Source organism: Pseudomonas sp. 58(2021), assembly GCF_017491585.1.
In the GTDB taxonomy this organism is placed as follows: Bacteria; Pseudomonadota; Gammaproteobacteria; order Pseudomonadales; family Pseudomonadaceae; genus Aquipseudomonas; species Aquipseudomonas fluorescens_BT.
The window spans coordinates 73,402-96,918 of sequence record NZ_JAFGYZ010000002.1 but is presented as its reverse complement, the minus strand read 5'-3'; the positions used below and the strand labels follow the sequence as shown (position 1 = coordinate 96,918).

The 23,517-nt window shown below is 60.6% G+C and carries 30 protein-coding genes and 1 pseudogene; 16 read left to right on the top strand and 15 right to left on the bottom strand.

All coding sequences use genetic code 11. From position 1 onward, the window contains the following. Nucleotides 1–86: 86 nt before the first annotated feature. The 7 genes from J5M72_RS02560 to J5M72_RS02530 all read right to left on the bottom strand — a co-directional run bounded on the left by J5M72_RS02560 (nucleotide 87) and on the right by J5M72_RS02530 (nucleotide 3,597). Nucleotides 87–1,088, bottom strand: coding sequence for a glycosyl transferase family protein (locus J5M72_RS02560; protein ID WP_207863931.1), 1,002 nt, complete (start codon nucleotides 1,086–1,088; stop codon nucleotides 87–89). Next, a complete protein-coding gene (locus tag J5M72_RS02555; RefSeq protein ID WP_207863930.1) occupies nucleotides 1,085–1,420 on the bottom strand; it encodes a TusE/DsrC/DsvC family sulfur relay protein in 336 nt (111 codons plus the stop codon). The genes J5M72_RS02560 and J5M72_RS02555 overlap by 4 nt, the downstream gene beginning before the upstream one ends. After that, on the bottom strand, nucleotides 1,417–1,710 hold the full coding sequence (tusB, locus tag J5M72_RS02550; protein ID WP_207863929.1) for a sulfurtransferase complex subunit TusB: 294 nt from the start codon (nucleotides 1,708–1,710) through the stop codon (nucleotides 1,417–1,419). Before tusB ends, J5M72_RS02555 begins: the two co-directional genes overlap by 4 nt. Next, nucleotides 1,710–2,066, bottom strand: coding sequence for a sulfurtransferase complex subunit TusC (tusC, locus tag J5M72_RS02545; protein WP_039767393.1), 357 nt, complete (start codon nucleotides 2,064–2,066; stop codon nucleotides 1,710–1,712). Before tusC ends, tusB begins: the two co-directional genes overlap by 1 nt. A 1-nt stretch (nucleotide 2,067) precedes the next feature. Continuing rightward, the gene (tusD, locus tag J5M72_RS02540; RefSeq protein ID WP_169432669.1) at nucleotides 2,068–2,460 is read right to left on the bottom strand and encodes a sulfurtransferase complex subunit TusD; all 393 of its coding nucleotides are present in this window, start codon (nucleotides 2,458–2,460) and stop codon (nucleotides 2,068–2,070) included. A 77-nt stretch (nucleotides 2,461–2,537) separates the two neighbouring features. Continuing rightward, on the bottom strand, nucleotides 2,538–3,242 hold the full coding sequence (locus J5M72_RS02535) for a YoaK family protein (RefSeq protein WP_207863928.1): 705 nt from the start codon (nucleotides 3,240–3,242) through the stop codon (nucleotides 2,538–2,540). Between the two features lie 25 nt (nucleotides 3,243–3,267). After that, a complete protein-coding gene (locus tag J5M72_RS02530; protein WP_085687398.1) occupies nucleotides 3,268–3,597 on the bottom strand; it encodes a DUF6388 family protein in 330 nt (109 codons plus the stop codon). A 135-nt stretch (nucleotides 3,598–3,732) separates the two neighbouring features. On the opposite strand from J5M72_RS02530, the gene J5M72_RS02525 reads away from it, so the two are divergent. Beyond that, on the top strand, nucleotides 3,733–4,083 hold the full coding sequence (locus J5M72_RS02525; protein ID WP_169430925.1) for a hypothetical protein: 351 nt from the start codon (nucleotides 3,733–3,735) through the stop codon (nucleotides 4,081–4,083). 19 nt (nucleotides 4,084–4,102) lie between these two features. Here the strand turns inward: J5M72_RS02525 and J5M72_RS02520 are convergent, their stop codons facing one another. After that, nucleotides 4,103–4,528, bottom strand: a complete 426-nt coding sequence (locus J5M72_RS02520; RefSeq protein WP_207863927.1) for a GNAT family N-acetyltransferase — start codon at nucleotides 4,526–4,528, stop codon at nucleotides 4,103–4,105. 150 nt (nucleotides 4,529–4,678) lie between these two features. Between J5M72_RS02520 and J5M72_RS02515 the strand changes: the two genes are divergently transcribed. The 4 genes and pseudogenes from J5M72_RS02515 (at nucleotide 4,679) to J5M72_RS02500 (ending at nucleotide 7,755) form a co-directional block, all read left to right on the top strand. Further along, on the top strand, nucleotides 4,679–5,116 hold the full coding sequence (locus tag J5M72_RS02515) for a hemerythrin domain-containing protein (protein WP_207863926.1): 438 nt from the start codon (nucleotides 4,679–4,681) through the stop codon (nucleotides 5,114–5,116). A 223-nt stretch (nucleotides 5,117–5,339) separates the two neighbouring features. Beyond that, nucleotides 5,340–5,975 carry a lytic polysaccharide monooxygenase auxiliary activity family 9 protein gene (locus tag J5M72_RS02510; protein WP_169430922.1) on the top strand — a complete coding sequence of 212 codons (636 nt, stop codon included), beginning with the start codon at nucleotides 5,340–5,342 and terminating at the stop codon, nucleotides 5,973–5,975. Nucleotides 5,976–6,014: 39 nt separating this feature from the next. Next, nucleotides 6,015–7,016 (top strand): annotated as a pseudogene (locus J5M72_RS02505) (chitinase); the annotation flags it as partial. A gap of 148 nt (nucleotides 7,017–7,164) precedes the next feature. Further along, nucleotides 7,165–7,755, top strand: coding sequence for an NUDIX domain-containing protein (locus tag J5M72_RS02500; protein ID WP_169430920.1), 591 nt, complete (start codon nucleotides 7,165–7,167; stop codon nucleotides 7,753–7,755). Here the strand turns inward: J5M72_RS02500 and J5M72_RS02495 are convergent. Beyond that, nucleotides 7,752–8,267, bottom strand: a complete 516-nt coding sequence (locus J5M72_RS02495; RefSeq protein ID WP_169430919.1) for a methylated-DNA--[protein]-cysteine S-methyltransferase — start codon at nucleotides 8,265–8,267, stop codon at nucleotides 7,752–7,754. The two genes, J5M72_RS02500 and J5M72_RS02495, sit on opposite strands and share 4 nt — an antisense overlap. 135 nt (nucleotides 8,268–8,402) lie before the next feature. Between J5M72_RS02495 and ggt the strand changes: the two genes are divergently transcribed. From ggt to J5M72_RS02480, 3 genes are all read left to right on the top strand, one after another. After that, the gene (gene ggt / locus J5M72_RS02490; protein WP_169430918.1) at nucleotides 8,403–10,130 is read left to right on the top strand and encodes a gamma-glutamyltransferase; all 1,728 of its coding nucleotides are present in this window, start codon (nucleotides 8,403–8,405) and stop codon (nucleotides 10,128–10,130) included. A gap of 66 nt (nucleotides 10,131–10,196) precedes the next feature. After that, a complete protein-coding gene (locus J5M72_RS02485; RefSeq protein ID WP_169430917.1) occupies nucleotides 10,197–10,730 on the top strand; it encodes a cysteine hydrolase family protein in 534 nt (177 codons plus the stop codon). 98 nt (nucleotides 10,731–10,828) lie between these two features. After that, nucleotides 10,829–11,848, top strand: a complete 1,020-nt coding sequence (locus J5M72_RS02480) for a hypothetical protein (protein WP_207863924.1) — start codon at nucleotides 10,829–10,831, stop codon at nucleotides 11,846–11,848. Between the two features lie 4 nt (nucleotides 11,849–11,852). Here the strand turns inward: J5M72_RS02480 and J5M72_RS02475 are convergent, their stop codons facing one another. Then, a complete protein-coding gene (locus tag J5M72_RS02475; protein WP_207863923.1) occupies nucleotides 11,853–12,494 on the bottom strand; it encodes a TetR/AcrR family transcriptional regulator in 642 nt (213 codons plus the stop codon). Between the two features lie 124 nt (nucleotides 12,495–12,618). Here J5M72_RS02475 and J5M72_RS02470 point away from each other — a divergent pair, with 124 nt between their 5' ends. Beyond that, a complete protein-coding gene (locus J5M72_RS02470; RefSeq protein WP_207863922.1) occupies nucleotides 12,619–13,077 on the top strand; it encodes a GNAT family N-acetyltransferase in 459 nt (152 codons plus the stop codon). A 5-nt stretch (nucleotides 13,078–13,082) separates the two neighbouring features. On the opposite strand, the gene J5M72_RS02465 is transcribed toward J5M72_RS02470, so the two are convergent. Continuing rightward, the gene (locus tag J5M72_RS02465) at nucleotides 13,083–13,382 is read right to left on the bottom strand and encodes a hypothetical protein (RefSeq protein ID WP_207863921.1); all 300 of its coding nucleotides are present in this window, start codon (nucleotides 13,380–13,382) and stop codon (nucleotides 13,083–13,085) included. Between the two features lie 158 nt (nucleotides 13,383–13,540). Between J5M72_RS02465 and J5M72_RS02460 the strand changes: the two genes are divergently transcribed. Then, on the top strand, nucleotides 13,541–14,986 hold the full coding sequence (locus J5M72_RS02460; protein ID WP_207863920.1) for a SulP family inorganic anion transporter: 1,446 nt from the start codon (nucleotides 13,541–13,543) through the stop codon (nucleotides 14,984–14,986). Nucleotides 14,987–15,005: 19 nt separating this feature from the next. Here J5M72_RS02460 and J5M72_RS02455 read toward each other — a convergent pair whose 3' ends face one another. After that, nucleotides 15,006–15,524, bottom strand: coding sequence for a carboxymuconolactone decarboxylase family protein (locus tag J5M72_RS02455; RefSeq protein ID WP_169430911.1), 519 nt, complete (start codon nucleotides 15,522–15,524; stop codon nucleotides 15,006–15,008). Between the two features lie 135 nt (nucleotides 15,525–15,659). On the opposite strand from J5M72_RS02455, the gene J5M72_RS02450 reads away from it, so the two are divergent. Then, nucleotides 15,660–16,481: an AraC family transcriptional regulator gene (locus J5M72_RS02450; protein ID WP_207863919.1), complete on the top strand. Its 822-nt coding sequence runs from the start codon at nucleotides 15,660–15,662 to the stop codon at nucleotides 16,479–16,481. 3 nt (nucleotides 16,482–16,484) lie between these two features. On the opposite strand, the gene J5M72_RS02445 is transcribed toward J5M72_RS02450, so the two are convergent. After that, nucleotides 16,485–17,378, bottom strand: coding sequence for a DMT family transporter (locus tag J5M72_RS02445; protein WP_207863918.1), 894 nt, complete (start codon nucleotides 17,376–17,378; stop codon nucleotides 16,485–16,487). 91 nt (nucleotides 17,379–17,469) lie between these two features. Here J5M72_RS02445 and J5M72_RS02440 point away from each other — a divergent pair, with 91 nt between their 5' ends. The 3 genes from J5M72_RS02440 to J5M72_RS02430 all read left to right on the top strand — a co-directional run bounded on the left by J5M72_RS02440 (nucleotide 17,470) and on the right by J5M72_RS02430 (nucleotide 19,834). Then, nucleotides 17,470–18,801 carry a PLP-dependent aminotransferase family protein gene (locus tag J5M72_RS02440; RefSeq protein WP_207863917.1) on the top strand — a complete coding sequence of 444 codons (1,332 nt, stop codon included), beginning with the start codon at nucleotides 17,470–17,472 and terminating at the stop codon, nucleotides 18,799–18,801. A 55-nt stretch (nucleotides 18,802–18,856) separates the two neighbouring features. Next, a complete protein-coding gene (locus tag J5M72_RS02435) occupies nucleotides 18,857–19,246 on the top strand; it encodes a cytochrome c family protein (protein ID WP_169430907.1) in 390 nt (129 codons plus the stop codon). Between the two features lie 252 nt (nucleotides 19,247–19,498). Then, on the top strand, nucleotides 19,499–19,834 hold the full coding sequence (locus tag J5M72_RS02430) for a hypothetical protein (protein WP_169430906.1): 336 nt from the start codon (nucleotides 19,499–19,501) through the stop codon (nucleotides 19,832–19,834). Nucleotides 19,835–19,906: 72 nt separating this feature from the next. On the opposite strand, the gene J5M72_RS02425 is transcribed toward J5M72_RS02430, so the two are convergent. Together J5M72_RS02425 and J5M72_RS02420 are read right to left on the bottom strand one after the other, a co-directional pair. Further along, a complete protein-coding gene (locus J5M72_RS02425; RefSeq protein ID WP_207863916.1) occupies nucleotides 19,907–20,308 on the bottom strand; it encodes a hypothetical protein in 402 nt (133 codons plus the stop codon). Nucleotides 20,309–20,432: 124 nt separating this feature from the next. Next, nucleotides 20,433–21,002 (bottom strand): chorismate mutase, encoded by a 570-nt coding sequence (locus J5M72_RS02420; protein ID WP_207863915.1) that lies wholly within the window; start codon nucleotides 21,000–21,002, stop codon nucleotides 20,433–20,435. Between the two features lie 159 nt (nucleotides 21,003–21,161). Here J5M72_RS02420 and J5M72_RS02415 point away from each other — a divergent pair, with 159 nt between their 5' ends. Together J5M72_RS02415 and J5M72_RS02410 are read left to right on the top strand one after the other, a co-directional pair. Then, complete coding sequence (locus J5M72_RS02415) at nucleotides 21,162–21,935, top strand: hypothetical protein (protein ID WP_207863914.1); 774 nt, start codon at nucleotides 21,162–21,164, stop codon at nucleotides 21,933–21,935. 163 nt (nucleotides 21,936–22,098) lie between these two features. Continuing rightward, the gene (locus J5M72_RS02410) at nucleotides 22,099–23,454 is read left to right on the top strand and encodes an MATE family efflux transporter (RefSeq protein WP_169432668.1); all 1,356 of its coding nucleotides are present in this window, start codon (nucleotides 22,099–22,101) and stop codon (nucleotides 23,452–23,454) included. Nucleotides 23,455–23,517 lie beyond the last annotated feature (63 nt).

Sequence of the window (23,517 nt, the reverse complement as noted above, 5' to 3'; positions counted from 1 at the left end):
AGACTCCATAAACCCATAATCGTTGGAGCCGAGTCTACTCCGATGAGTTCGAACAAAAAGCGCAAAGATCGGGCGTTAATGATCGGCTATATCGATCTGTTCCGTGCGGCCCAGTATTTCTCGGCGGTTTCGAAAGCCTGTTCACGGCTCTGACCGAGGCCGCGCAGCGCCAACGCCATGGTCGAAATCAGCGCCATCTGCGGATAACTGTCGACCACATCGCCGCGCCAGACGGCTTTCAGATGCTCGATATCCAGCGAAGCCGGTTTGACGTGACGCTGCGCTGACAGCTGCGGCCATTCCTCATCCCAGCTTTCTCCACCCGTAGTGCCGTACAAGTGGCTGTCGGCATCCGGGTTGATCTCGATTTCGCCGCCGTCGCCCTTGATCACGATTGCCGTATCGCCGAGCAGACCGCTCGCATCGCGGTGCACCGCTTGGTAGCCAGGGTGGAAAATGCTCTGCAAACCGCAACGCGCGCCCAACGGATTGAGAATCCGCGCCAGCGAATGGATCGGCGAGCGCAGACCGAGGGTGTTGCGCAGGTCGATCATCCGTTGCAGCTGCGGTGCCCAGTCCACCAGTGGCATGAACGCCAGACCGCCGCTGTCCAGTGAGTCGCCCACCTGTTGCCAGTTGCGGCACAGCGGGATGTTCAGCTCGCCGAGCAATTGTTCGGAATACAAGCGCCCGGCGGTATGTGCGCCGCCGCCGTGCATGAAGATGCGCACACCGTTCTGCGCCAGGCACTTGGCGGCCAGCAGATACCAGGGCAGATGACGCTTCTTGCCTGCGTAAGTCGGCCAGTCCAGATCGACCTTCAGCGCCGGTGCCTGCAAGCGTTCACGCAAGGCCTCGGTGAAGCCGGCCATTTCCTCGGCGCTTTCTTCCTTGTGCCGCAGCAACATCAGGAAGGCGCCGAGCTGGGTTTCTTCGACCGCTTCGTCGAGCACCATGCCCATGGCCTCCCGGGCTTCCTCGCGGGTCAGGTCGCGGGCACCGCGCTTGCCTTTGCCGAGGATGCGTACGAACTGGGCGAACGGATGTTCGGCGGGCGTTTCGAGGGTCAGCGCTGGATAGTCGGTCATAGGCAATTCGTCGGTTTGGGCAGGCCCGCCAGTTTCGCGGCGAGTTTGGCAGGGGTGCCTTTGAACAGTCGGTTCAGGTGCAGGCTGTTGCCTTTCTCCGCGCCGAGCTTGAGCGCGGTGTACTTGATCAGTGGCCGGGTCGCGGGGGACAGCTGGAATTCGGTGTAGAAGCTGCGCAGCAGTTCGAGGATTTCCCAGTGTTCGGCGCTCATTTCGATGTCTTCGGCAGCGGCGAGGGCGCTGGCGACTTCAGCCGACCAGTCGTTGAGGTCGACCAGGAAGCCGTCCTTGTCCAGTTCGATGGCGCGGGCGCCGACGGTCAGCGCATTCATAGCCAGCTGTTGACCTTGTCGTGGCGGATCGACAGTTCGACGAAGGCCGGATAATCGATGGCTTCGGCCCAGTCCGGAACCTGCACGGCACGGGCTTGCGCGTCTTCGGCCAGGACAAAGAGTTTCACCCGACGGGTTTCCAGCGCGCTGAACGGCGCGGTGCCGGGTTGCAGCGCATAAGCGGCATCGCCAGACAGCAACAACGCGTCGGCAGCGCCCAGCAGGCGCAGGCAACTGGTCAGGCGTTCGCCGCCGAACGGGGAGTGGGACAACACATGCAAAGTCGACATCAGAGGGTGATCACCTGGTCGTAACGGTCAATGAGGGCGGTGATTTGCTCGGCGGCCAAAGGCTGCGCCTCGTCCAGCGAGCGATCGCCGAGGCCGCGAACACTGGCGCTGTCGGCGCAGTAGAACAGCTCCTCGACACCGAACATCGGCAACGCTTGCAGGTTGGCGCTCAGGTCTTTCTGTTGCAGGGCCTTGGCGTTTTGCCCGGCGGCCAGTTGCAACACGCCGTCGTCGAGAAACAGCAGGCCGATCGGCAGATCGAAGGCGCCGCCGGCCAGCACGATGTCCAGTGCTTCGCGGGCGCCGGGGCCGGACCACGGCGATTGACGGCTGATAATCAGAAGGGATTTGGCCATGTCACGCGCCTCCGAAACAGACGAGGCGGTCGGCATCCTGCACCGCGTCATGCAACTGGCCGAGGCCGGACAATTCCCACGGCGCGCTGACGGCCACTGCATCACGCTGATAACGCCCGGCTTCCTCGGCATTCAACACGCCACGGCGCAGGGCCGCGGCGATGCACACCACGCCGTCGAGGTTTTGTTCGGCAATGAAGCTGCGCCACTGCCTGGGCAGGTCCAGTTCGTCCTGGGGCGTGACCACAGCGTCGGACGCGTTGTAGACCCCGTCCTGATAGAAAAACAGCCGGACAATCTCATGCCCGCCGGCCAGCGCGGCCTGCGCGAACAGCAGGGCGCGGCGCGAGGAGGGCGCATGGGCGGCGGAAAACAACGCAATGGCGAACTTCATGACGGACTCGATCAGCAAAACTGCGGCCATGATAAAGCTTTCTCGGCAGAGCAGCGAAGTCGATGTTGCCGCAGACTTCAGCGCGGCATGTACCCCAACTGCCAGCGCCGGGGGATTTTCAGCGAGACCAGGCCGATCAACGCCGCCAGCAAACCGCTGGCGTACAGCGCTTTGAGTCCCAGATGATGCTCCAGTACGGCGCCGAGGATGGCGCCGATGAACATGCCGCTCCACGGCACCAGTTGCACGCGCCAGCCATTGCGCCGCTCCCCCATTATCCAGCGCCCCAGACCGCGACCGAACCGCGAGAGTGCACCGGTGACATAGGTCAACCCCACCGCCAGACCGTTCACTTCCTCCACCGCCGCATTGAGCATGCCCATGGCGACGATCGCCGCCAGCAGTGCCGGCAGTTGAACATCGGACGGCCAGGCGGCAGCTCCGCAGAGCAGCGTTGCGATGCACAGCAGCAACGGCAGCGCGCGGCGCCCGCCGAGGCGACCGATCACCACGCCGAGAGCGTTGCCGAAGACGAACGTGGCGACCAGAATCACCAGTCGCACCGTCAGACTCACATCGCCATCACTGATCGCCACCGCCAGTCGCGTAGTGTTGCCGCTCATGAAGGAAACGAAGTCACCACTGGCCATGAAACCGATGGCATCGGTCATCCCGGCCAGCACCGAGAGTGCGGCCACCATTGCCAGCCCTACGCGACCGCGCCATTTCTGTGTATGCAGGTGGCCGGGGCTGGCGCGGTGAGTCGAGGCGGTTGGCAGCATTGGCGTGGATGTCCTTGCGTAGAGGTCAGGGTTCTATGCCATAAAGGTCGCAATATTCCAACCAGTCCATCCCGGCCATCTCCGCCACTTCGCGGTGCACTTCCAGGCGTTGCGCCTGATACTCCTCGGGTGTGGCTGCGGTCAGTTGCAGCGTCAGTTCCCAGGCAAACAGTCCCTGGCTTTCGGCCTCGGCTTCAAAGGCTTCGTGCAGGCGTTCTTCGCGATATTGTGCCTGTGTTTCGCCCTTGGCCTGGGCCAGCAGCGGGTTGAGATGGTCGAGGGTTTCGCGCAGCTCGGGGCGTGCATCGAGAAACAGTTTCAGAGCCTGTTCATGTCGCTGATCGGTAGGCGCCATAGGGGTTCCTTGTGGGGCTGATGACCTTTAATGTGCCGCAGCTGCCGGCCGGTGTCGCGCTCTAAATGCAGTAAAGCAGAACGATTTTGCGCGTTGCGATGATACAGTCCGCTTTTTTCCGAATGAGCGAATGCAATGCGAATGCTGATGGTGGCACTGGCGGCAACCCTGCTGGCCGGTTGCGCGGGTTCGGTGATGGAAGACGCCCGCACTCAAACCCCTTACAAGGTCCTGAACTCGGACAAACCCGAGAAAGTCGTGGCCCAGTGCGTGCAGTTCGCCTGGCAGGACGAAGCGGTGTTCGGTGTGGATGCGGCGGCGTATCTGCAACCGGGCAAGAAGGGTGGCTCGACGGTCTACACCCGTTCGGCGGAGTCGTTCGTCGACTTGACCACTGATGCGTCCGGCACGGTGCTGAATTACTACGCGCAGAAGGACGACTTTGTCGCCAAGCGGCGGTTGGCAGCGCTGGCGACCTGTCTGTAAACCTGGCGATCCGTGGGGCTCAGGCGTCCAGACGTTTCTGGAAAAACATTCGTTTGTGCCCCGGCGGGTAGTCCGCCAGCTCGCCAAACTGGCTATACCCCAGCTTTTTGTAGAACTCAGGCGCCTGGAAATCGAAGGTGTCGAGCCACGCCCCGATGCAACCTTTCTCCCGCGCCAGGTCTTCGGCCATGCGCATCAGTTTGGAGCCGATCCCCTGATGGCGACCTTGCTCCGGCACCGACAACAGATCGACGAACAACCACTGGCAGACCAACCGGCCATAGAGCCCACCCAGAATGGTGTCGTGTTCATCGCGTACCAGCAACGTGAGCGGCTCCGATACGGCAATTCCGGCCTGAGCGACGTTATAGGCGTGCAGGGGCGCCAGAATGGCCCGGCGTTCTTCTTCCGTGGAGTCTTGCGACAGCTCGATCCGTAAACTCATGTGCAACATCCTTATGGCAGTGAACCGGCAGACTATCGCGCCTCGGTCAATTGATCCATCCCGGCATCGAACAGTTGGAACCGTCGCTCCAGCGTTGGGGTCTAGCCCTTCAAAGGCGTTCATTCCGAATGCGTTTGTCGAGGAGAGTCCATGAACATTTTCGAAGCCCTTCGCCAGAGCCACGACCGCCAGCGCGGCTACGCCAGGGCATTGATCGAGACCAGCGGCGACACCCCGGAACGCGTCGAAGCCTACAAGCAACTGAAAGCCGAGTTGCAGGCCCACGAGACAGCCGAAGAGCGCCACTTCTATATCCCGCTGATGGAATTCGACAATGGCGTCGACCTGAGTCGCCACGCCATCGCCGAGCACCATGAAATGGACGAAATGATGGAGGAACTCGACGAGACCGAAATGTCCAGCCCGGCCTGGCTGGCCACGGCGAAAAAGCTCTCGGACAAGGTTCATCACCACTTGAAGGAAGAGGAGCAGAAGTTCTTTCAGATGGCCGGAAAGCTGCTCGATGACAAGCAGAAAGAACAGCTCGCCGGGCAGTATGAAAAAGAGTTCAAGGCGCAGCTGGCCTGAGCCGGTGAATGCAGGTGTTTGTAATAACGCCGTGTAGTCTTTTTGCCATGCGCAGGGTGAGAAACATCGCAATGTACTGTATTTATATCCAGTATTATCGGGGTTTTCCGAGCCTGTCCGCGACAGGCTGCGACAAAACCGCCGATGGACAAAAAATCCCCCTCCGTTAGTTTCAAGGCCTCTCCTCGGACAGGAGAGTTCTTAAATCAACGGAGTGAAAAACATGAACCAACCACAAGCTCAAACCCAACTGCGACACGGTCGCGTCATTTCCCCTGCAAGCCGCGGTGCGGTGGCCATCGAGCAAGGATTGCTCGGCGGCTGGCAGGTCAACGAGATGGAGGGTGGCAAGAACTTCCCGGCACTGGTGGCCGGCCCGTTTCCGGCACCTTTCGAGTCGGATAACCCGAGTGTCGTGCCGCCGGCCGACGGTCACATTCTCAGCGGCGGCAAGGACGACGCCCGTGATTGCGTGAACTTCACCGACGAGGAAATGAGCAAGAAACTCGGTCGTCCATTCACCTGGCCACTGCTCAATGTCACCCCTGGCCAGACCCTCGAAGTGAAATGGGAATACACCGCGCCCCACACCACCCGCGGCTACCGCTGGCTGATCACCAAGGATGGCTGGGACCCGAAACAACGCATCACCCGTGCACAACTGGAAGCAAAACCGTTCGCCGAGGACTTCTATCCGCAAGTGCCGTACTACAGCCATTCGGCGGAGCTGAAGGCCAAGGTCAATCATGCGGTCACACTCCCGGCCAACAAGCACGGGCGTCACGTCATTGTTCTGATGTGGATCGTCGCCAACACCGGCAACGCCTTCTATCAGGCCTTCGATGTGGACTTCAAATAAGTCTGCAACCTCCAGCCACACGTTCTGAAGGATTAGAACATGTCAAACATCGACTTCACCTTAATGCAAAACCAGGCGAGCGACGCTGCCTCGCTGATGCCGAGCATCGCCGGCAAGAAGATCCTCATGGGCTTCTGGCACAACTGGCCCGCCGGCCCGAGTGATGGCTATCAGCGTGGTCAGTTCGCCAACATCGCCCTGACGGACGTCCCCAAGGACTACAACGTGGTCGCCGTGGCGTTCATGAAGGGCAGCGGGATTCCGACCTTCAAGCCGTACAACGTCTCCGACGCCGAGTTCCGCCGCCAGGTCGGGGTGCTCAACAGCCAGGGTCGGGCGGTGCTGATTTCCCTCGGCGGCGCAGACGCGCACATCGAATTGCGTGCCGGCCAGGAGCAACCGCTGGCCAATGAAATCATCCGTCTGGTGGAAACCTACGGCTTCGACGGTCTGGACATCGATCTTGAACAGAGCGCGATTGATTTCGCTGCCAACAAGACCGTCCTGCCGGCCGCCCTGAAACTGGTCAAGGATCACTACGCAGGCCAGGGCAAGCATTTCATCATCAGCATGGCGCCGGAGTTTCCGTACCTGACCACCTCCGGCAAATATGTCGGTTACCTGCAGGCGCTGGAAGGCTATTACGATTTCATCGCGCCGCAGTTCTATAACCAGGGAGGCGATGGCGTCTGGGTACCGGAGGCCAACAACGGTAACGGGGCGTGGATCGCGCAAAACAACGACGCGATGAAGGAGGACTTTCTCTATTACCTGACGGAAAGTCTGGTGACCGGCACGCGCGGTTTCACGAAAATCCCTGCGGACAAGTTTGTCATTGGCCTGCCAGCCAACAACGATGCGGCGGCCACCGGTTACGTGATTGACAAAAACGTGGTCGGCAACGCGATGAAACGTCTGGCCGTCAAAGGGCACCCGATCAAGGGCCTGATGACCTGGTCCGTGAACTGGGACAACGGCACCAGCAAGGATCGGGTGCCATACAACTGGCAGTTCAGTCGGCGTTACGGGCCGCTGATCAATGGCGTGGCGGCTGTCGCACAGGAGCCCGATGTCGCAATGGCCGACATGGCCCGTCAGCAGTAAACGAATGAAAAAGCCCGGTAGCGCTGCCGGGCTTTTTTTCGCCTAACATGGGGACTTTTCCGATGACAGAAAAGGATCGATCGTCATGCCCGACACCGCCGAACGGATCAACATCGTCGACACTCAGGTGTTGTCCCACGACTGGTACCTGCTGAAGAAAATCACGTTCGATTACCTGCGCAACAACGGTGAATGGCAACGCCAGACTCGCGAGGTTTACGACCGTGGCAATGGTGCAGCGATTCTGTTGTTCAACCGCGAAAAACGCACCGTGGTGCTGACCCGCCAGTTCCGTCTGCCGGTGTTCGTCAACGGTCATGACGGCTTGCTGATCGAGGTCGCTGCAGGATTGCTGGAAGGCGCGGCGCCGGAGCAGCGAATCCGTGACGAGGCTGAGGAAGAAACCGGTTACCGCGTACATGACGTGAGGAAGGTCTTCGAGGCTTACATGAGTCCGGGATCTGTGACCGAGAAATTGCACTTCTTCGTGGCCGAATACGATGCAGCGTCGAAGGTCAGCAGTGGCGGCGGGCTGGAAGAGGAAACCGAAGAGCTGGAGGTGCTGGAGTGGCTTTTCGATGACGCGCTCAAGGCGTTTGCGCGCGGCGAAATCTGCGATGCCAAGACCATCATGCTGTTGCAGTACGCGGCGATGAATAATTTCTTTGATGCTTAAAACAGCTCGCCGGTTTTGCCGATGTCTGATCCCGGACCGCTCTCCAGCGTCAACAATCGCTCCTTGGCCTCCAGGCCTCCGGCAAATCCGGTCAACTGGCCCGACGCGCCGATGACCCGGTGGCAGGGCGCGATGATCGAAATCGGATTGCGCCCGTTCGCCGCGCCGACGGCGCGCACTGCGCTCGGGTGGCCGATCTGCTGCGCAATCTGGCTGTAGGTGCGGGTCTCGCCGAATGGAATGGTCAGCAATGCGGCCCAGACCTTTTTCTGGAACTCGGTGCCGGCAAAGTCCAGCGCCACATCGAACGCATCGCGCGTGCCGGCAAAATATTCTTCCAGTTGTCGTGCAGTTTTCATCAACACCGGATTGTCCGGCGCTTCGCTCATCGGTCCAAGGCGCACCCGGTTCGGTTTGTCGTTTTCCCAGAGGATGGCGGCCAGTCGTGAACCGTTCGCGACCAGCTTCAACTCGCCGACGGGCGAGGGCAGGGTGATGAACGTGTAGGCCATAAGGAAAACTCCGGGGCGGGTCGGCAACAGCGCCCAGCATACTGCCGGATCGGGGAGGCGCAAACCGCAATCGCGACCATACTGGCTGTTGCTTTTGAAGCGTTTTCCTACCTTATAAAAAGAAGAGACCGACTCATGAAGTACGAACCTTTTGCCAAATCGCTGATTGCGACCTCATTGGCGCTCAGTTGCCTCATGGCCCACGCCGCCTCCGTGGCACCGGTGGCCGCCGAAAACGGCATGGTGGTCACCGCCCAGCATCTGGCGACTCACGTGGGTGTCGATGTACTGAAAAGTGGCGGCAACGCGGTGGATGCGGCAGTCGCGGTGGGCTACGCGCTGGCGGTGGTTTACCCGGCAGCGGGTAACCTCGGCGGTGGTGGTTTCATGACCATCCAGCTGGCGGACGGACGCAAGACCTTCCTCGACTTCCGGGAGAAAGCCCCATTGGCTGCGACGGCCGACATGTACCTCGACAAGCAGGGCAATGTCATTCCTGATCTGAGCACCCGTGGTCACCTCGCGGTGGGCGTTCCGGGCACCGTGTCCGGCATGGAGCTGGCGCTGAGCAAGTACGGCACCAAACCGCGCAAGGACATGATCGCCCCGGCGATCAAACTGGCGGAGGAAGGTTTCGAACTGGAGCAGGGTGATGTCGATCTGCTGGACTACGCCACTGATGTGTTCAAGAAGGACATGAAAGACTCCGGCGCTATATTCCTCAGTAATGGCGAACCGATGCAGGTCGGGCAGAAACTGGTGCAGAAGGACCTGGGCAAAACCCTGCGCACCATTTCCGAGAAAGGCGCCGATGGCTTCTACAAAGGCTGGGTGGCCGACGCCATCGTCACCTCCAGCCAGGCCAACAAGGGCATCATCACCCAGGCCGACCTCGACAAGTACAAGACCCGCGAGCTGGCTCCGGTGGAGTGCGACTATCGCGGCTACCACGTCGTGTCGGCGCCACCACCGAGTTCCGGCGGGGTGGTGATCTGCCAGATCATGAACATTCTCGAAGGCTATCCCATGAAGGACCTGGGCTTCCATTCGGCCCAGGGCATGCACTACCAGATCGAAGCGATGCGCCACGCCTACGTGGATCGCAATAGCTATCTGGGTGACCCGGATTTCGTGAAAAACCCGATCGAGCACCTGCTGGACAAGAACTACGCCACCCAATTGCGCAACGCGATCCAGCCGCAGAAGGCCGGCGTTTCCGCTGAGCTGAAACCTGGCGTTGCGCCTCACGAAGGCAGCAACACCACGCACTATTCGATCGTCGACAAATGGGGCAACGCGGTGTCCGTCACCTACACCCTCAACGACTGGTTCGGCGCGGGCGTGATGGCGAGCAAGACCGGGGTGATCCTCAACGATGAAATGGACGACTTCACCTCGAAAGTCGGCGTGCCGAACATGTACGGCCTGGTGCAGGGCGAAGCCAACGCCATCGCGCCCGGCAAGGCGCCTCTGTCGTCGATGAGCCCGACCATCGTGACCAAGGACGGCAAAGTGGTGATGGTGGTCGGTACGCCGGGCGGCAGTCGCATCATCACGGCAACCTTGCTGACCATGCTCAATGTCATCGACTACGGCATGGGCCTGCAGGAAGCGGTCGATGCGCCGCGTTTCCACCAGCAGTGGATGCCGGAACAGACCAACCTCGAAGACTTCGCCGCCAGCCCCGACACGAAGAAGATTCTCGAGAGCTGGGGCCACAAGTTTGCGGGCCCGCAGGACGCCAACCACATCGCCGCGATTCTGGTCGGCGCACCGTCGCTGGGTGGTAAACCGGTCGGCAAGAACCGCTTCTACGGCGCCAACGATCCACGGCGCAACACCGGGTTGTCATTGGGTTACTGAGCAGAGTAAAAAGGGGGCGGGCACACGTCCGCCCCTGTCTCAAGGACCGATCAAGGAAGGCTCACCATGACCACCGCATTGCTGATCATCGATGTCCAGCGCGCACTGTGCACAGGCGAATACGAGTGTCACGACATCAAACGGGTGATCGACACCATCAACGGCCTCAGCGCCCGGGCGCGCAAGGCTGGCGTTACAGTCGTACTGATCCAGCATAATGAAAAGGACAGTCCGCTCGCCCACGGCGCCGAGGGCTGGCAACTGGCTGACGGCCTGGCCACCGCGCCCGGCGACCTGCGCGTCGACAAGACCGCCAACGACTCGTTCTACCAGACCAACCTGCTGAAACTGATCCCCCGGGAAGACTTCGATCGCCTGGTGATCTGCGGTCTGCAGACCGATTACTGCGTCAACGCCACCGTGCGTCAGGCCCATCAACTGGGCTACGACGTGGAGCTGGCGGCCGACGCGCATTCCACCGTCGACAACGGCAACATGAGCGCCGAAGACATCATCGCCGAACACAACAAGGACTGGGCGCACCTGACCGGCTCCGTGGCGCGGATCGATGTGAAGCCCGCGGCGGAAATCGCGTTCTGACTCTCTCTTGCAGAAGATCCCGGTAACCGGTGAAAAATCCAGAGCATCGATAGCCCGGCCCCGGCATACTGCCGCCGCCTCAGGAATGGAATCTGTCGATGCTCGCTTTCAATCTCCGTCACGCCTTGCTGCTGACGTCTCTCGTTTTTGCTGCCAATACACACGCTGCCAGTTTCGACTGCGCTGGCGCTTCCAGCCCGGTTGAAAAAGCCATTTGTGCCGATCCGTATACCTCGAGTCTTGATGAGAAACTTGGGGTGCTTTGGCGGACAACGTTGGCGCAGGTGGCTGACCCGCAAGCGCTCAAGGCCGATCAAAGAGCATGGTTGAAGAACCGCAGCCTTTGTGGCGCTGAACTGGCGTGCTTGAGTCGTGAATATCTGATGCGCCTGACTGAGCTGAAATATGCGACCAGAACGTTCTCATGGGATGCCACATGGCAGTTGATTCCTCACGGGGTGAACTCGGGATCTGAAGTGATCATCAAGCGTCAGGACGCCACACACATCCGCTTTGAGGTTTCAGCACAGGAGGGCGCCAATTCTGGTGATCTGGAAGGTATTGCTGTGTTGAACGGTGGTGAAGCCCGTTTCGAGGAGGGTAGTTGCACGCTTGTTTTTCGAGCGATCAATGGTGTACTGGACGTCACACAGAATGGCGATGACGTTGATTGCGGTGCCGGGATGGGTGTCTTTTACTCAGGTCGTTATGTGGCGTCTGATAAACCACTTTCGATGAATTACAACTTGCTCAGCGTTGGACTTGCTCGTACGCAGCAAGAGGATCAGGCGTTGCATAAACTGCTCAAGGGTGATTATCAGAAGCTGGTGGACCGTACGAGTACCATGACTGTCGGCGACCCGGCGGTTGACGTGCCTGATGCAGAGGTCATCGAGATGTGGGTGCGCGGACTGGGCAATGTGAACGCGGCCATTCTGATGCGTGCGGCCAGTAATCGTTTCTGGGTGTTGATGTTGGTGCCTGATAAAGAGGGCCATACGCGAGCCCGTTACTACACCAATGTACCGGAATGGAAAAAGCGCCTGCCTGCTCAGTTCCAGGCATGGTACGAGCGGATGGAAGGCGACCGCGCGCTACCGCTGGATTTCATGCCCTGAACCTTCAGGTCGCAAACAGCACGCCACGGATTTCCCCCGTCCGTGGCGCCACCACGCCCTCCAGCACCAATCGCGTAATCGTCTCCGCCGCCACCGCATAGTCCTCATCCTGCGGCACTTCCCGACCGGTGATGTGCCCCATTTGCCAGCCGATATTGGTGTAGGTCCGCGTCGCCGACCAGATAAACAGCATCAAATGCTCGGGATCCACCGGGGCCAGTAAGCCGCGCCCGATCCAGCTGCGCAGGCACTCGACGTTGCGCCGGGCTTCAGCGTGCAGCAGGTCGCGGCATTCGTCCGGCAACTGGCGACCGCCCAGCAGCAGTTCACCACTGAACACCTTGGCAATCGCCGGATGTTCGCGGGCGATGCGGATGCGCGCCGCGACGTAGGCGCGCAGACCGATCAGCGGGTCGTCGCTTTCGCGCAGCACCGCCGAGGCTTCGAGCAGCGGTTCGACAAAACCGAGCAACACTTTGCCGTAGAGGTTTTCCTTGCTCTGGAAGTAGTAATAGAGATTGGCCTTGGGCACACCGGCCCGGGCGGCAATGTCGCGGGTCTGGGTCGCGTCGAAGCCGTTGGCGGCAAACTCTTCGCTGGCGGCGGCCAGGATCAGTTGCTGGTTGCGTTCGCGGATGCTGCTCATGGAAGGCGTTGAACGTCTGGCGATTTCGGATTCGAAATATACAAAACTATATAGCGAATAGGCCAGCGAACTCGCTTCTCAACGCTATGCTGGTTCCAATTTCGATAACCTCAGGAATATGGCAATGACCCTTCAGGCACTGCGCGCCACGACGATTCACCTCGACGCGTTGGCGAAGCTGTTCGACGCTTATCGCGGTTTTTACGGCCAGCCGTCGAATCTCGAGCAATCGCGGGCCTTCATCGCCGAGCGTATGGCCGGCAATGAATCGGCGATTTTTCTGGTTGAGGATGAAAGCGGGGAGGTGCTGGGATTTGTGCAGCTTTACCCGACGTTCTCTTCGATAGACGCCCACCGGACCTGGCTGCTCAGCGACCTGTTCACCACGCCGGCCGCCCGTGGCCGTGGAGTGGGGCGACTATTGATGAACACCGCCCGCGACTTCGCCGTCGAAACCGGTGCCAAGGGGCTGATGCTGGAAACCGCCACCGACAATTTCACCGCCCAGGGTTTGTACGAGTCGCTCGGTTGGGTTCGCGACACCGGTTATTACACCTACCTGCTGGATCTGCGACAGGGCTGATCCGCTCATTCGGTCCGCGCCAGCAACCGTTCGATCTGCGCCAGTTCCCAGGTGCTGAGCAAGCTGACCGGGTCGGTGCCGAAACGTTGAGTCGTGTCGAGTCGCCATTCACGATCTTCCGGGCACCGGCATTGCAGGCAGTGGTGCAGGCGTTGACCGTCAAAATCGAGCGACAGGTGCCAGCCGTCGATCTCGACCGAGATCTGGCCGGTCCCGGATTCCTGTGCAATACGCCGTAATGCGCAAACGCCCAATGCCGCCTCACGCAAGCGCTGGCAGACTTCGCGGGTGGATAGCGGTGACATGTTCAGACCCGTCGATCAACGAAGTGCGCAAGCATAGAGCGCCGGGCTGCCCCTGTCAGCGATCGCTGGCCCGCTCCCCGGCATTTGCGTAACATCCGCAACCCTCTTTTTCCGCGAATACAGCGGCCGCCAGTCTCGGTCGCGTTGTCAGGTAAGCCATGAAACCTATTCGTCTGCGCGCCGATGTCCTGGCCGGACTCACTACCTCGTTCGCCCTGTTGCCCGAATGCATTGCGTTTGCGCTGGTGGCTCACCTCAATCCGCTGATGGGCCTGTATGGCGCCTTCATCATTTGCACGTTGACCGCGTTGTTCGGCGGCCGGCCGGGCATGGTCTCCGGAGCGGCCGGTTCGATGGCGGTGGTGATCGTCGCGCTGGTGGTCCAGCACGGCGTGCAGTACCTGCTGGCGACGGTGTTGCTCGGCGGTTTGATCATGATGGCGTTCGGGCTGTTGCGCCTGGGCAAGCTGGTGCGCATGGTGCCGCATCCGGTGATGCTCGGGTTTGTCAACGGTCTGGCGATCATCATTGCGCTGGCGCAACTGGAGCATTTCAAGAGTGGCGAGCAGTGGCTCAGCGGCACGCCGTTGTACCTGATGACCGGGCTGGTGCTGCTGACCATGGCCATCGTCTACATTCTGCCGCGTCTGACTCGCGCCGTGCCGCCGGCGCTGGTGGCGATCCTCGGCGTCGGCTTGCTGGTTTATCTGCTCGGTCTGCCAACTCGCACCCTCGGTGACATGGCGCACATCGCCGGTGGTCTTCCGAAGTTCGCGCTGCCGGACATCCCGTGGACGCTGGACACCCTGCGCATCATCGTGCCTTACGCCATCCTGATGGCGCTGGTCGGCCTGCTGGAAACCCTGCTGACCCTCAACCTCACCGATGAAATCACCGAAAGCCGTGGTTATCCGGATCGCGAGTGTGTAGCGCTGGGGGCGGCGAACATGGTCTCCGGTGCGTTTGGCGGCATGGGCGGTTGCGCGATGATCGGCCAGACCGTGATCAACCTCAGTTCCGGCGGGCGCGGACGGTTGTCCGGGGTGGTGGCGGGGGTGTTGATCCTGCTGTTCATTCTGTTTCTGTCGCCGCTGATCGAGCGGATTCCGCTGGCGGCGCTGGTGGGGGTGATGTTCGTGGTGTCGCAGCAGACGTTTGCCTGGGCCTCGTTGCGGGTGCTGAACAAAGTGCCGCTCAACGATGTGCTGGTGATCATCGCGGTGACCATCATTACGGTGTTCACCGATCTGGCCACGGCAGTGTTGTGCGGGATCATCATCGCGGCGCTGAATTTTGCCTGGCAGCAGGCACGCGAGCTGTACGCCGATGAGCATCTGGAAGCGGACGGCAGCAAACTCTATCGCCTGCATGGCACGCTGTTTTTTGCCTCGACCACGCCGTTCCTCAATCAGTTCGACCCGCCCAATGACCCGCAACGCGTGACGCTGGACTGTCGGCACCTGAGTTTTGTCGATTACTCGGCCATCGCCGCACTGAAAACCCTCCGCGAACGCTACGCCAAGGCCGGCAAGCAGTTGCAGGTGTTTCACCTGTCCGAGCGTTGCAAGAAATTGCTGAAACGTGCCGGGGTCGATCACGACTGAGATCGACCCCGGTCACTGATCAGGCGTCGATGGCCGGGAAATCGATGTCGGTCAGCGCCACGTTGTTGAGGTAGTTGGTCAGGGTTTGCGCGGCGACGATGGCGATCACTTCGATGATCTTCTTGTCGTCGATGCCGGCAGCGCGGGCGGCGCCGATCTGTTCATCATTCAGGTGACCACGGGTTTGCGTCAGTTGATGGGCGAGGGTGGCGAAGGCATTCAGCCGACCATGACGCGCCTCGATGATTTCCTCTGCGGCCAGCCCGGCCTTGCCGGCAAACAAAGTGTGCGCCGCCAGGCAGTAATCGCAGCCGTTGACCTGCGACGTGGCGAGGTACACCGCTTCTTTTTCCTTGGCGCTCAGGGACGTTTTGCCCAGCGTCGCGGAGATTTGCACGTAGGCATCCAGCGCAACCGGCGCGACGGCCAGGGTCTTGAACAGGTTCGGCAGGAAACCGATTTTTTTCTGCACGCCTTCCAGTGTCGGGCGAGTGGCGTCGGTGGCGTTTTCAATGCTGATCGGGGCGATACGGCTCATGGTGATTCTCCGAAGTTCCGGTGCGAAGTGCGCCGGGGATGGAGGTCATGTTATTCAGCGCGACTGGTGCTTTGGATGCAAATCGTCGAGGATATGCGACAGATCGTCCAAACCTGTTGCCCCGGAGTTGCTCTCATGGATCGCTTGTCCACGTTGCTCAGTCACTTCGGTGTGAATGCCGGCACCTTCCACAGCGGTACTTTCTGCGGCATCAGCGCGTACGGCGGCGATCAGGTCTGTGGCCATGTGCATCTGTTGCAGGCCGGGCAAGTGCTGCTCAAACCGGGAAATGAACCGGAACTCACCCTCAATGAACCGACGCTGATTTTCTTCCCTCGACCGTTTGCCCACCGATTGTTCGCCGACGAGGCGATGAACACGCAATTGGTGTGCGCCTCGCTGACATTTGACGGCGGCGCGGGCAACGCACTGGAGGCGGCGCTGCCGGATTATCTGGTGCTGAAACTTGCCGACCTTCCGGAAATGGCCAGTACCCTGGAGTGGCTGTTCAAGGAAGCATTCGACGGTCATTGCGGGCGCGAGGCCGTGATGGATCGGCTGTTCGAATTGCTGGTGATTCTGCTGCTGCGCCACCTCATCAGCAGTCACAACCAGCAGCCGGGCATGATGGCGGGGTTGGCGGATCCGAAGATTGCCCGCGCATTGAGCCTGATGCACGACCAACCGGCCAAGGCCTGGAGCGTCGCCGAACTGGCCGCGACCGCACATTTGTCCCGTGCCGGGTTTGCCGAGCATTTTCGGCGAGTGGTGGGGCAGACGCCGGTGGATTATCTGGTGAGCTGGCGGATCAGCCTCGCGCAGAAACGCCTTCGCGAGGGGCGGCCGATTGCCTTGATTGCCGAAGAGGTTGGCTATGAAAGTCCTTCGGCGCTGGCCCGGGCGTTTCGGCGCAAGACCGGGCTCAGTCCACGGGAGTGGAAAGCGGGAGTGAGCTGAAGATTATCTGGCGAATTTTTTCGCCCCGGCCACGCACAGGATCACCCCAAGCGTAACCACCAACATGCCGACACTGACCTGCTCATGCAGCAACGTTGCCGCCAGTGCCAGTCCGAAGAACGGCTGCAACAACTGCAACTGTCCGACCGCCGCAATCCCGCCCTGGGCCAGGCCGCGATACCAGAACACAAAACCGATCAGCATGCTGAACAGCGAAACGTAAGCCAGGCACACCCACGCCGAGACGCTGAAACCGCTGAACGAGGTGGGCGCCCGCCATACGCTGAGCACGGCCATCACCGGCAACGACAACACCAGCGCCCAGCAGATCACCTGCCAGCCGCCGAGGGTGCGCGACAGTTTTGCGCCCTCGGCATAGCCGAGTCCGCAGGCAAGAATCGCCGCCAGCATCAACAGATCCCCGGTGGGCGAGGCGGTCAGTCCCTGGGAAACCGCAAAACCGACCACCAGCGAACTGCCCATCACCGAAAAAACCCAGAACACTGGGCGCGGCCGTTCACCTCCGCGCAGCACGCCAAAAATCGCCGTTGCCAGCGGCAGCAGTCCTACAAACACGATGGAATGCGCCGACGTCACGTATTGCAGCGCGAGGGCGGTCAACAGCGGGAACCCCACGACAACGCCCAGCGCGACAATCAACAGCGACATCCACTGATTCCGCGCCGGGCGACGTTCGCGAAACAGCCACAACAGGCACAGCGCCAGCACCCCGGCGAGGGTGGCGCGGATGACGGTGAGAAATACCGGGTCGAATTCCAGCACTGCCAGCCGCGTGGCCGGCAGCGAGCCGCTGAAAATCACGACGCCGATGAAACCGTTGATCCAGCCACTGGTTTTTTCCAGGGTTGGCGCGGGCAGATCCGTGGTTCGTTCCATGTTCGGTCATGCTCAAGGGTGGGGTTGCCTGGGGTTCATCCTAGGGTTGAGAATCAGCACAATCAAAGAATTGTCATGGATACATCCCGACATGCCGCGCTCCCGTTACAAGACGCTCGTTGATACCTACGCCGCCGATATTCGCAGCGGTCGCCTTTTACCCGGCACGCGTTTGCCGACCCACCGGCAACTGGCGGCGAGTGAAGGGCTGGCGCTGGTCACGGCCTCGCGGGTGTACGCCGAGCTTGAGGCCATGGGCCTGGTCAGCGGCGAAACCGGGCGGGGCACGTTTGTCCGGGAAACCTCGTTATTGCCGGGGCAGGGGATCGACCAGAAAGACATTGCCGTTGGCATGATCGACCTTAACTTCAACTACCCGTCGCTGCCGGGGCAGGCCGATCTGCTGCGCACTGCTTTGCGGCAATTGGCGTTGTCCGGCGATCTCGAAGCGCTGCTGCGTTATCAACCTCACGCCGGGCGCCAGCATGAAAGGGCCTCGGTTGCCCGGCACTTGCAAGCCCGAGGCCTGAGTGTCGACGCCGAGCAGGTGTTGATCGTCAACGGCGCCCAGCAAGGTCTGGCGGTGACGTTGATGGCACAACTCAATCCCGGCGATGTGATCGCCGCCGATGCGCTGACCTATTCCGGCTTCAAGGTGCTCGCCGAAGCGCTGCACCTTGAAGTGGTCGCGCTCCCCGTGACCGAGCACGGTCCGGATCTGGCGGCGCTCGACAAACTCTGTCGCAGTCGCCCGGTGCGTGCCGTGTACAGCATGCCGACCCTGCACAATCCGCTCGGCTGGGTGATGCCTTTGGCGCAGCGCGAACAATTGGTGGCGATTGCACGACAGCATGATCTGACGATCATCGAAGACGCTGCCTACGCCTTTCTGGTCGATAACCCGCCACCACCGCTGGCGGATCTGGCGCCGGAGCGCACGGTGTACGTCTCGGGGCTTTCGAAAAACATCGCCACGGGCCTGCGCGTCGGCTTCATCGCCGCGCCGCTGAAAATCGTCCCGGCACTGGAACGCATCATCCGCGCCACCACCTGGAACACCCCCGGAGTGATGACCGCGATTGCCTGCGGCTGGCTCGACGACGGCACCGTTACCTGGCTGGAGGCGCAAAAGCGCGCTGACGCCCGGGCCCGTCAGGTGCTGGCCGCGGAAGTCCTGCAAGGCTTGCCGAGCATGGGCCATCCGTCTTCGTATTTCCTGTGGCTGCCGCTGCCGGAAGACGCCCGATCCGATCAGGTGGTGATCGAGCTGATGAAGGCGCAGATTTCGGTCACCAACGCCGAGCCGTTCACCGTGTCGGCCCATGTGCCCCACGCGATCCGGCTGGCGCTGGGCTCGGTGGACATGCTTGTCCTGCGTCAAGCCTTGCTCAAAGTCCGGCAGGTGATCGCGGCTTACCTGTAGCGCAACGCTCCCCGCAGGATTACCCTTGGCGCCGCCGAAGATCTGGATACTCCCGATGAAAAACACCGCGTTACTGCCCCTCGCTCTGATCCTCAGCGCAGGCCTGCTCAGCACAGCCACCTATGCGGCCGGCGACGCCGAGGCCGGCGGCAAAATCTTCCCGCGCCTGTGCGGCGGCTGCCATCAGGTCGGCGAATCCGCCCGCCCGGGATTCGGCCCACAGCTCAACGGTATCATCGGCCGTCCGGCGGGAACGTCGGCGAACTACGTGTACTCCGATGCGATGAAGAACTCTGGCATCACCTGGAACCGCGAAACGCTGACGGCGTATCTGAAGGACCCGAAAGGTGTGGTGCCAGGGACGCGGATGATCTTCTGGGGGCTGAGTGACGAGGAGAAGATCGACAATCTGTTGGCGTATCTTCAGACGTTTCAATCCGAGTAGGACGTGTAGCTCATTCAGCTGCCAGGCTGCCGAAAGAATGGACAAATGGTTCAGAGCTGCCGGCGGCAATTGCCCGTCTGACGACGCGGTTGTGGACCCAACTGAAAACCAATACTTGAAGTGACTCATGAGGCGCTGTGCCGATGGCGCTTCATGAAAAATGTCGTGGCTGATACTAATGTGCCACTATCTCCGGTAGAGTGTGCGCCGCCCGAGAGATGGATCCCGGGCGTTTACCCATGGAGTCTTGCAGTGAAATACCTCAGCAAAGTCGTCGCCGCCGCACTGTTCGGTGTGGTTCTGGCAGGTTGCACCGGCACCCCGATGAACACCAAACAATACGACAGCAGCCAGTACACCGTGATTGGCCACAGCGAAGCCACCGCTACCGGTCTGCTGCTGTTCGGCGTGATCCCGATCCGCCAGAACAGCCGTTTCGTCCGCGCACAGGATGCCGCGATCAAAGCCCGCGGCGGCGATGCGATGATCAACACCCAGGTTCAGGAAAACTGGTTCTGGGCATGGGTTCTGACCGGCTACACCACCAAAATCTCCGGTGACGTGGTCAAGCTGAAAACCGCTCAGTAAGCGACGGTTGGATGTGAAAAAGCCCGGCTGATCAGGCCGGGCTTTTCTTTGTCTTGCGAAAGAGCGTTCAGGTCATGCGACGCGACGTTCGATCAGACGATCCGAGCCACCTTCAGCTACGCGACGTTCCAGCAGACGATCAGCGCCACCTTCAGCTACGCGACGTTCGATCAGACGATCCGAGCCACCTTCGGCAACGCGACGTTCTTGCAGACGCTCAGCGCCACCTTCGGCAACGCGACGTTCTAGCAGACGATCCGAGCCACCTTCAGCTACGCGGCGTTCTTGCAGACGATCCGAGCCACCTTCGGCAACGCGACGTTCCAGCAGACGATCCGAACCCCCCTCAGCTACACGGTGTTCGATCAACCGATCCGAACCGCCTTCGGCGATCAGGGTGTGAGCGGGTTTGGCTGCAAAAGCGTTGACTGCAAGAACCGAGAAAGCGATGCCGAGAAGGATTTGGCGTTTCATGATCGTGTGCTCCGGGGTGTTGTTTGTTGGGTATGGAGCCGATCTTACGCCCGGGATTTTTTATGAGAACTTCATTGGCGTGATGGTGACTATCGATGCCGGCGATGGATGCCCAAGCCCCGGTTCACGGGGCGGTTGCCCGGATACATAGCTCGCCGGTGGCGCGAGTCAGGGCCAGTTCGTGCAGTGCATCTTGAGTCAAACCGCTACGTGCCTTGGCCAGCCATACCGGGCAGTTCGGGTCGTGGCGATAGGGCGAGAAGTCGGCGTATTGCTGCAACAGGCGGGATTGCAGCTCATCCAGGCGCGGCCGAATCTGCTTGCCCAGATCCGGACGCGGCGTGTCCGGCGCAGCACCGGCCGCTTGCCACTTCGCGAGCAAACCGTATTGCACCAGTTTGTTGGCTTCCATTTGCGCGGCGATCAATTGCGCGACGTCTTCCGGGTCGAGTTTGCGTTCGGTGGCCAGCGTTCGGGCATTGGCAATGACCTGGGCTTCGCGGGGACTGTCCTGGATCGGCTTGCCACTGTCCCATTTGGTCAGGGCGACGAGGTCGCCGATGTTCAGGCGTTCGTTCAGGGTTGCCACCAATGGCTGCAGAGTCTTGGGAGCTGGAGAGGGCGCGGCTGCGCCGGCGATACCGGCACACAGAGACAAAAGAACGACTGCAGATAAACGCAAGGCGCGAGGCATGGGGCATGATCTCAATGGTTATGAACAAGCCTGCGGTTTATCACGGTTATGCAGAAGAGGGCACCTGCAACTTGCATTCAACTCCCTTCGTTGGCGACCGATACAGGCTTGTCTCTATTAATGGCTCGGTGGTGATCTCCGAGAAAAAAAGGAATTTCGATGCTGCGCAATCTGATGTCACTGATGATTTTCTTTGTGTGTTCAACCGCTGTTGCCGAGACGGAGCCGCCCGGTACTGACTCGTTCAATCAATACCTCACGGCATACTGGGACGGACAAGCGTTGTCGAAAGAGCTTCTGTTGATGGCGACCGAAGACTCGCCGGACAAGGCAAAAGCGAAAGTTGTGGGTGAAAAAATTCTTGAGAACAAAAACAAGGCTGAACGCTACCTGGCTCAGTCCATCACCGAAGGTAATGCCGCCGCTGTATTTTACAAAGCGCGGATGACAGAGTTCGGCGACCCGATGAATCCCGATCTGCAACAAAAACGTGAGAAGGCCTGCGCCCTCTATGGCGACTCCGCCAGAAAAGGTCTGCTGGTCGGCGCCATCGTTTATGCAAAGTGCAGTGACACGGTTCCCAAGACGCCTCGTTACGACGAGAGCCGGATGCTTTTGCGCAATGTGTTGAACGCCGAGGATGCCTACCTGGGCTATTACCCGTTTGCTGTTAGCCATGCGTACTGTTTCGAACGCACGGTTGAACCACCCAAGACGGATGAAGATCCATTCGCACGGATAAGATTGTTGGGGCAACCGACGTTGCTTGAAGCGCAACAGGCACGTGCCGAAGGCTTCTATTATCTGGCCGCCGATTACTCGTCCCCTGTCAGCGCTCAATCGCAACAGGATCTGCAGCACGCACTTGAAGCCGGGTGCCAGACAGACGGTTTACGGCTGCAAAAAAAGAGTCAAAACCCGAAGCAGCCATAGCTGGGGGTGAGGGAAAACAATCAGCGATGAGGATGAATCTGTCGAGCCTTGAGGGGCGCAGATGAAAACTTCTGCAATATCCGAGAAGTTCATTGCTCATCGCTCGGAACTCGCCGAAGCTACCCTCAATCTGTTCCCGGCTGTCGAGATGGATCTCCCTGCAATGCAAACCACCGCCCCAACACCGCTCTGGAAAACCTACTTGCTGTTCCTCGCCCCGATGGTGCTGTCGAACTTCCTGCAGTCGATGTCGGGTACGGTCAACAGCATCTACATCGGCCAGATGCTCGGCACTCAGGCGCTGGCGGCGGTGTCGGGGATGTTTCCGATCATCTTTTTCTTCATCGCGCTGGTCATCGGTCTGGGGGCCGGGGCCGGGGTGTTGATCGGGCAGGCGTGGGGCGCGCGCGAGTCGCACATGGTGAAGGCGATCGCCGGGGCGACGCTGTTGCTGGGGGTGTTGATCGGGCTGGTGGCGGCGGTGTTTGGCAGTGTGTTCGCGCGTCAGGCGCTGCAGGGGTTGGGCACGCCGGCGGATGTGCTGGATGACGCGGTGGCCTATGCGCGGGTGATGATGTGGACGTTGCCGTTTGTGCTGGTGTACGTGCTGTTCACTCAGCTGTTGCGCGGGGTGAGCGACACGCTGTCACCGATGCTGGCGCTGCTGCTGTCGACCATTGTCGGTCTGGCGCTGACCCCGGCGTTCATTCGCGGCTGGATCGGCTTGCCGCAACTGGGGATCCAGAGCGCGGCGGTTGCAGGTCTGGCCGGCACGCTGACATCGATGGCGTGGCTGTCATGGAGTCTGATTCGCAAGGGCCATCCGCTGGCGCCGGACCGGGAGTTCTTCGCGGCGCTGCGCCTGGACGGCGAGATTCTCGGCAAGGTGTTGCGCATCGGCCTGCCGACCGGGGTGCAGATGATTGTGCTGTCGCTGTCGGAGCTCGTCATTCTGGCGCTGGTCAACCAGCACGGCTCCCAGGCGACGGCGGCCTATGGCGCGGTGACGCAGATCGTCAACTACGTGCAGTTTCCGGCGCTGTCGATTGCGATCACCGCGTCGATCCTCGGTGCCCAGGCAATCGGTGCCGGGCGGCTGGAGCGGATGGGGCCGATCCTGCGCACCGGGCTGTGGATCAACGTGTGCCTGACCGGTGGCTTGATCGTGCTCGGTTATCTGTTGTCGCACTGGCTGCTGGGGCTGTTCCTGACCGAAGACTCGACCCGGGCGATGGCCGAGCACTTGCTGCACATCATGCTGTGGAGCCTGTTGATCTTCGGCTTCCAGGCGATCGTCGGCGGCATCATGCGCGCCAGCGGCACGGTGCTGGTGCCGGTGGCCATCGCGATCATTTGCGTGGTCGGCGTGCAATTGCCGGCGGCGTACTGGCTGGACGGGCAGTTTGGTTTGCAGGGTGTGTGGATGGCGTTTCCGGTAGCGTACCTCGGGATGCTGGTCTTGCAGACGCTGTACTACAAACGGGTCTGGCAGCATCAGAAGATCGAGCGGCTGGTTTGAATGAATAACCGGTGTGGGCGCTGGCATTAGCGTCGGATGTTTGCTTAAGTCAGTCGAGGTCCA

What these genes read in the sequence shown, in the direction of transcription:
- J5M72_RS02435 (WP_169430907.1), top strand. Translation starts at nt 18,857, where the DNA reads ATGAAAAACACCGCGTTACTGCCCCTCGCTCTGATCCTCAGCGCAGGC.
- J5M72_RS02500 (WP_169430920.1), top strand. Translation starts at nt 7,165, where the DNA reads ATGCCCGACACCGCCGAACGGATCAACATCGTCGACACTCAGGTGTTG.
- J5M72_RS02475 (WP_207863923.1), bottom strand. Translation starts at nt 12,494, where the DNA reads ATGAGCAGCATCCGCGAACGCAACCAGCAACTGATCCTGGCCGCCGCC.
- J5M72_RS02555 (WP_207863930.1), bottom strand. Translation starts at nt 1,420, where the DNA reads ATGAATGCGCTGACCGTCGGCGCCCGCGCCATCGAACTGGACAAGGAC.
- tusD (WP_169432669.1), bottom strand. Translation starts at nt 2,460, where the DNA reads ATGAAGTTCGCCATTGCGTTGTTTTCCGCCGCCCATGCGCCCTCCTCG.
- J5M72_RS02525 (WP_169430925.1), top strand. Translation starts at nt 3,733, where the DNA reads ATGCGAATGCTGATGGTGGCACTGGCGGCAACCCTGCTGGCCGGTTGC.
- J5M72_RS02465 (WP_207863921.1), bottom strand. Translation starts at nt 13,382, where the DNA reads ATGTCACCGCTATCCACCCGCGAAGTCTGCCAGCGCTTGCGTGAGGCG.
- J5M72_RS02485 (WP_169430917.1), top strand. Translation starts at nt 10,197, where the DNA reads ATGACCACCGCATTGCTGATCATCGATGTCCAGCGCGCACTGTGCACA.
- J5M72_RS02410 (WP_169432668.1), top strand. Translation starts at nt 22,099, where the DNA reads ATGCAAACCACCGCCCCAACACCGCTCTGGAAAACCTACTTGCTGTTC.
- J5M72_RS02560 (WP_207863931.1), bottom strand. Translation starts at nt 1,088, where the DNA reads ATGACCGACTATCCAGCGCTGACCCTCGAAACGCCCGCCGAACATCCG.
- J5M72_RS02445 (WP_207863918.1), bottom strand. Translation starts at nt 17,378, where the DNA reads ATGGAACGAACCACGGATCTGCCCGCGCCAACCCTGGAAAAAACCAGT.
- J5M72_RS02480 (WP_207863924.1), top strand. Translation starts at nt 10,829, where the DNA reads ATGCTCGCTTTCAATCTCCGTCACGCCTTGCTGCTGACGTCTCTCGTT.
- J5M72_RS02510 (WP_169430922.1), top strand. Translation starts at nt 5,340, where the DNA reads ATGAACCAACCACAAGCTCAAACCCAACTGCGACACGGTCGCGTCATT.
- J5M72_RS02530 (WP_085687398.1), bottom strand. Translation starts at nt 3,597, where the DNA reads ATGGCGCCTACCGATCAGCGACATGAACAGGCTCTGAAACTGTTTCTC.
- J5M72_RS02515 (WP_207863926.1), top strand. Translation starts at nt 4,679, where the DNA reads ATGAACATTTTCGAAGCCCTTCGCCAGAGCCACGACCGCCAGCGCGGC.
- J5M72_RS02420 (WP_207863915.1), bottom strand. Translation starts at nt 21,002, where the DNA reads ATGCCTCGCGCCTTGCGTTTATCTGCAGTCGTTCTTTTGTCTCTGTGT.
- J5M72_RS02520 (WP_207863927.1), bottom strand. Translation starts at nt 4,528, where the DNA reads ATGAGTTTACGGATCGAGCTGTCGCAAGACTCCACGGAAGAAGAACGC.
- J5M72_RS02535 (WP_207863928.1), bottom strand. Translation starts at nt 3,242, where the DNA reads ATGCTGCCAACCGCCTCGACTCACCGCGCCAGCCCCGGCCACCTGCAT.
- tusB (WP_207863929.1), bottom strand. Translation starts at nt 1,710, where the DNA reads ATGTCGACTTTGCATGTGTTGTCCCACTCCCCGTTCGGCGGCGAACGC.
- J5M72_RS02495 (WP_169430919.1), bottom strand. Translation starts at nt 8,267, where the DNA reads ATGGCCTACACGTTCATCACCCTGCCCTCGCCCGTCGGCGAGTTGAAG.
- J5M72_RS02460 (WP_207863920.1), top strand. Translation starts at nt 13,541, where the DNA reads ATGAAACCTATTCGTCTGCGCGCCGATGTCCTGGCCGGACTCACTACC.
- J5M72_RS02440 (WP_207863917.1), top strand. Translation starts at nt 17,470, where the DNA reads ATGCCGCGCTCCCGTTACAAGACGCTCGTTGATACCTACGCCGCCGAT.
- ggt (WP_169430918.1), top strand. Translation starts at nt 8,403, where the DNA reads ATGAAGTACGAACCTTTTGCCAAATCGCTGATTGCGACCTCATTGGCG.
- J5M72_RS02455 (WP_169430911.1), bottom strand. Translation starts at nt 15,524, where the DNA reads ATGAGCCGTATCGCCCCGATCAGCATTGAAAACGCCACCGACGCCACT.
- J5M72_RS02415 (WP_207863914.1), top strand. Translation starts at nt 21,162, where the DNA reads ATGCTGCGCAATCTGATGTCACTGATGATTTTCTTTGTGTGTTCAACC.
- J5M72_RS02470 (WP_207863922.1), top strand. Translation starts at nt 12,619, where the DNA reads ATGACCCTTCAGGCACTGCGCGCCACGACGATTCACCTCGACGCGTTG.
- J5M72_RS02425 (WP_207863916.1), bottom strand. Translation starts at nt 20,308, where the DNA reads ATGAAACGCCAAATCCTTCTCGGCATCGCTTTCTCGGTTCTTGCAGTC.
- J5M72_RS02450 (WP_207863919.1), top strand. Translation starts at nt 15,660, where the DNA reads ATGGATCGCTTGTCCACGTTGCTCAGTCACTTCGGTGTGAATGCCGGC.
- tusC (WP_039767393.1), bottom strand. Translation starts at nt 2,066, where the DNA reads ATGGCCAAATCCCTTCTGATTATCAGCCGTCAATCGCCGTGGTCCGGC.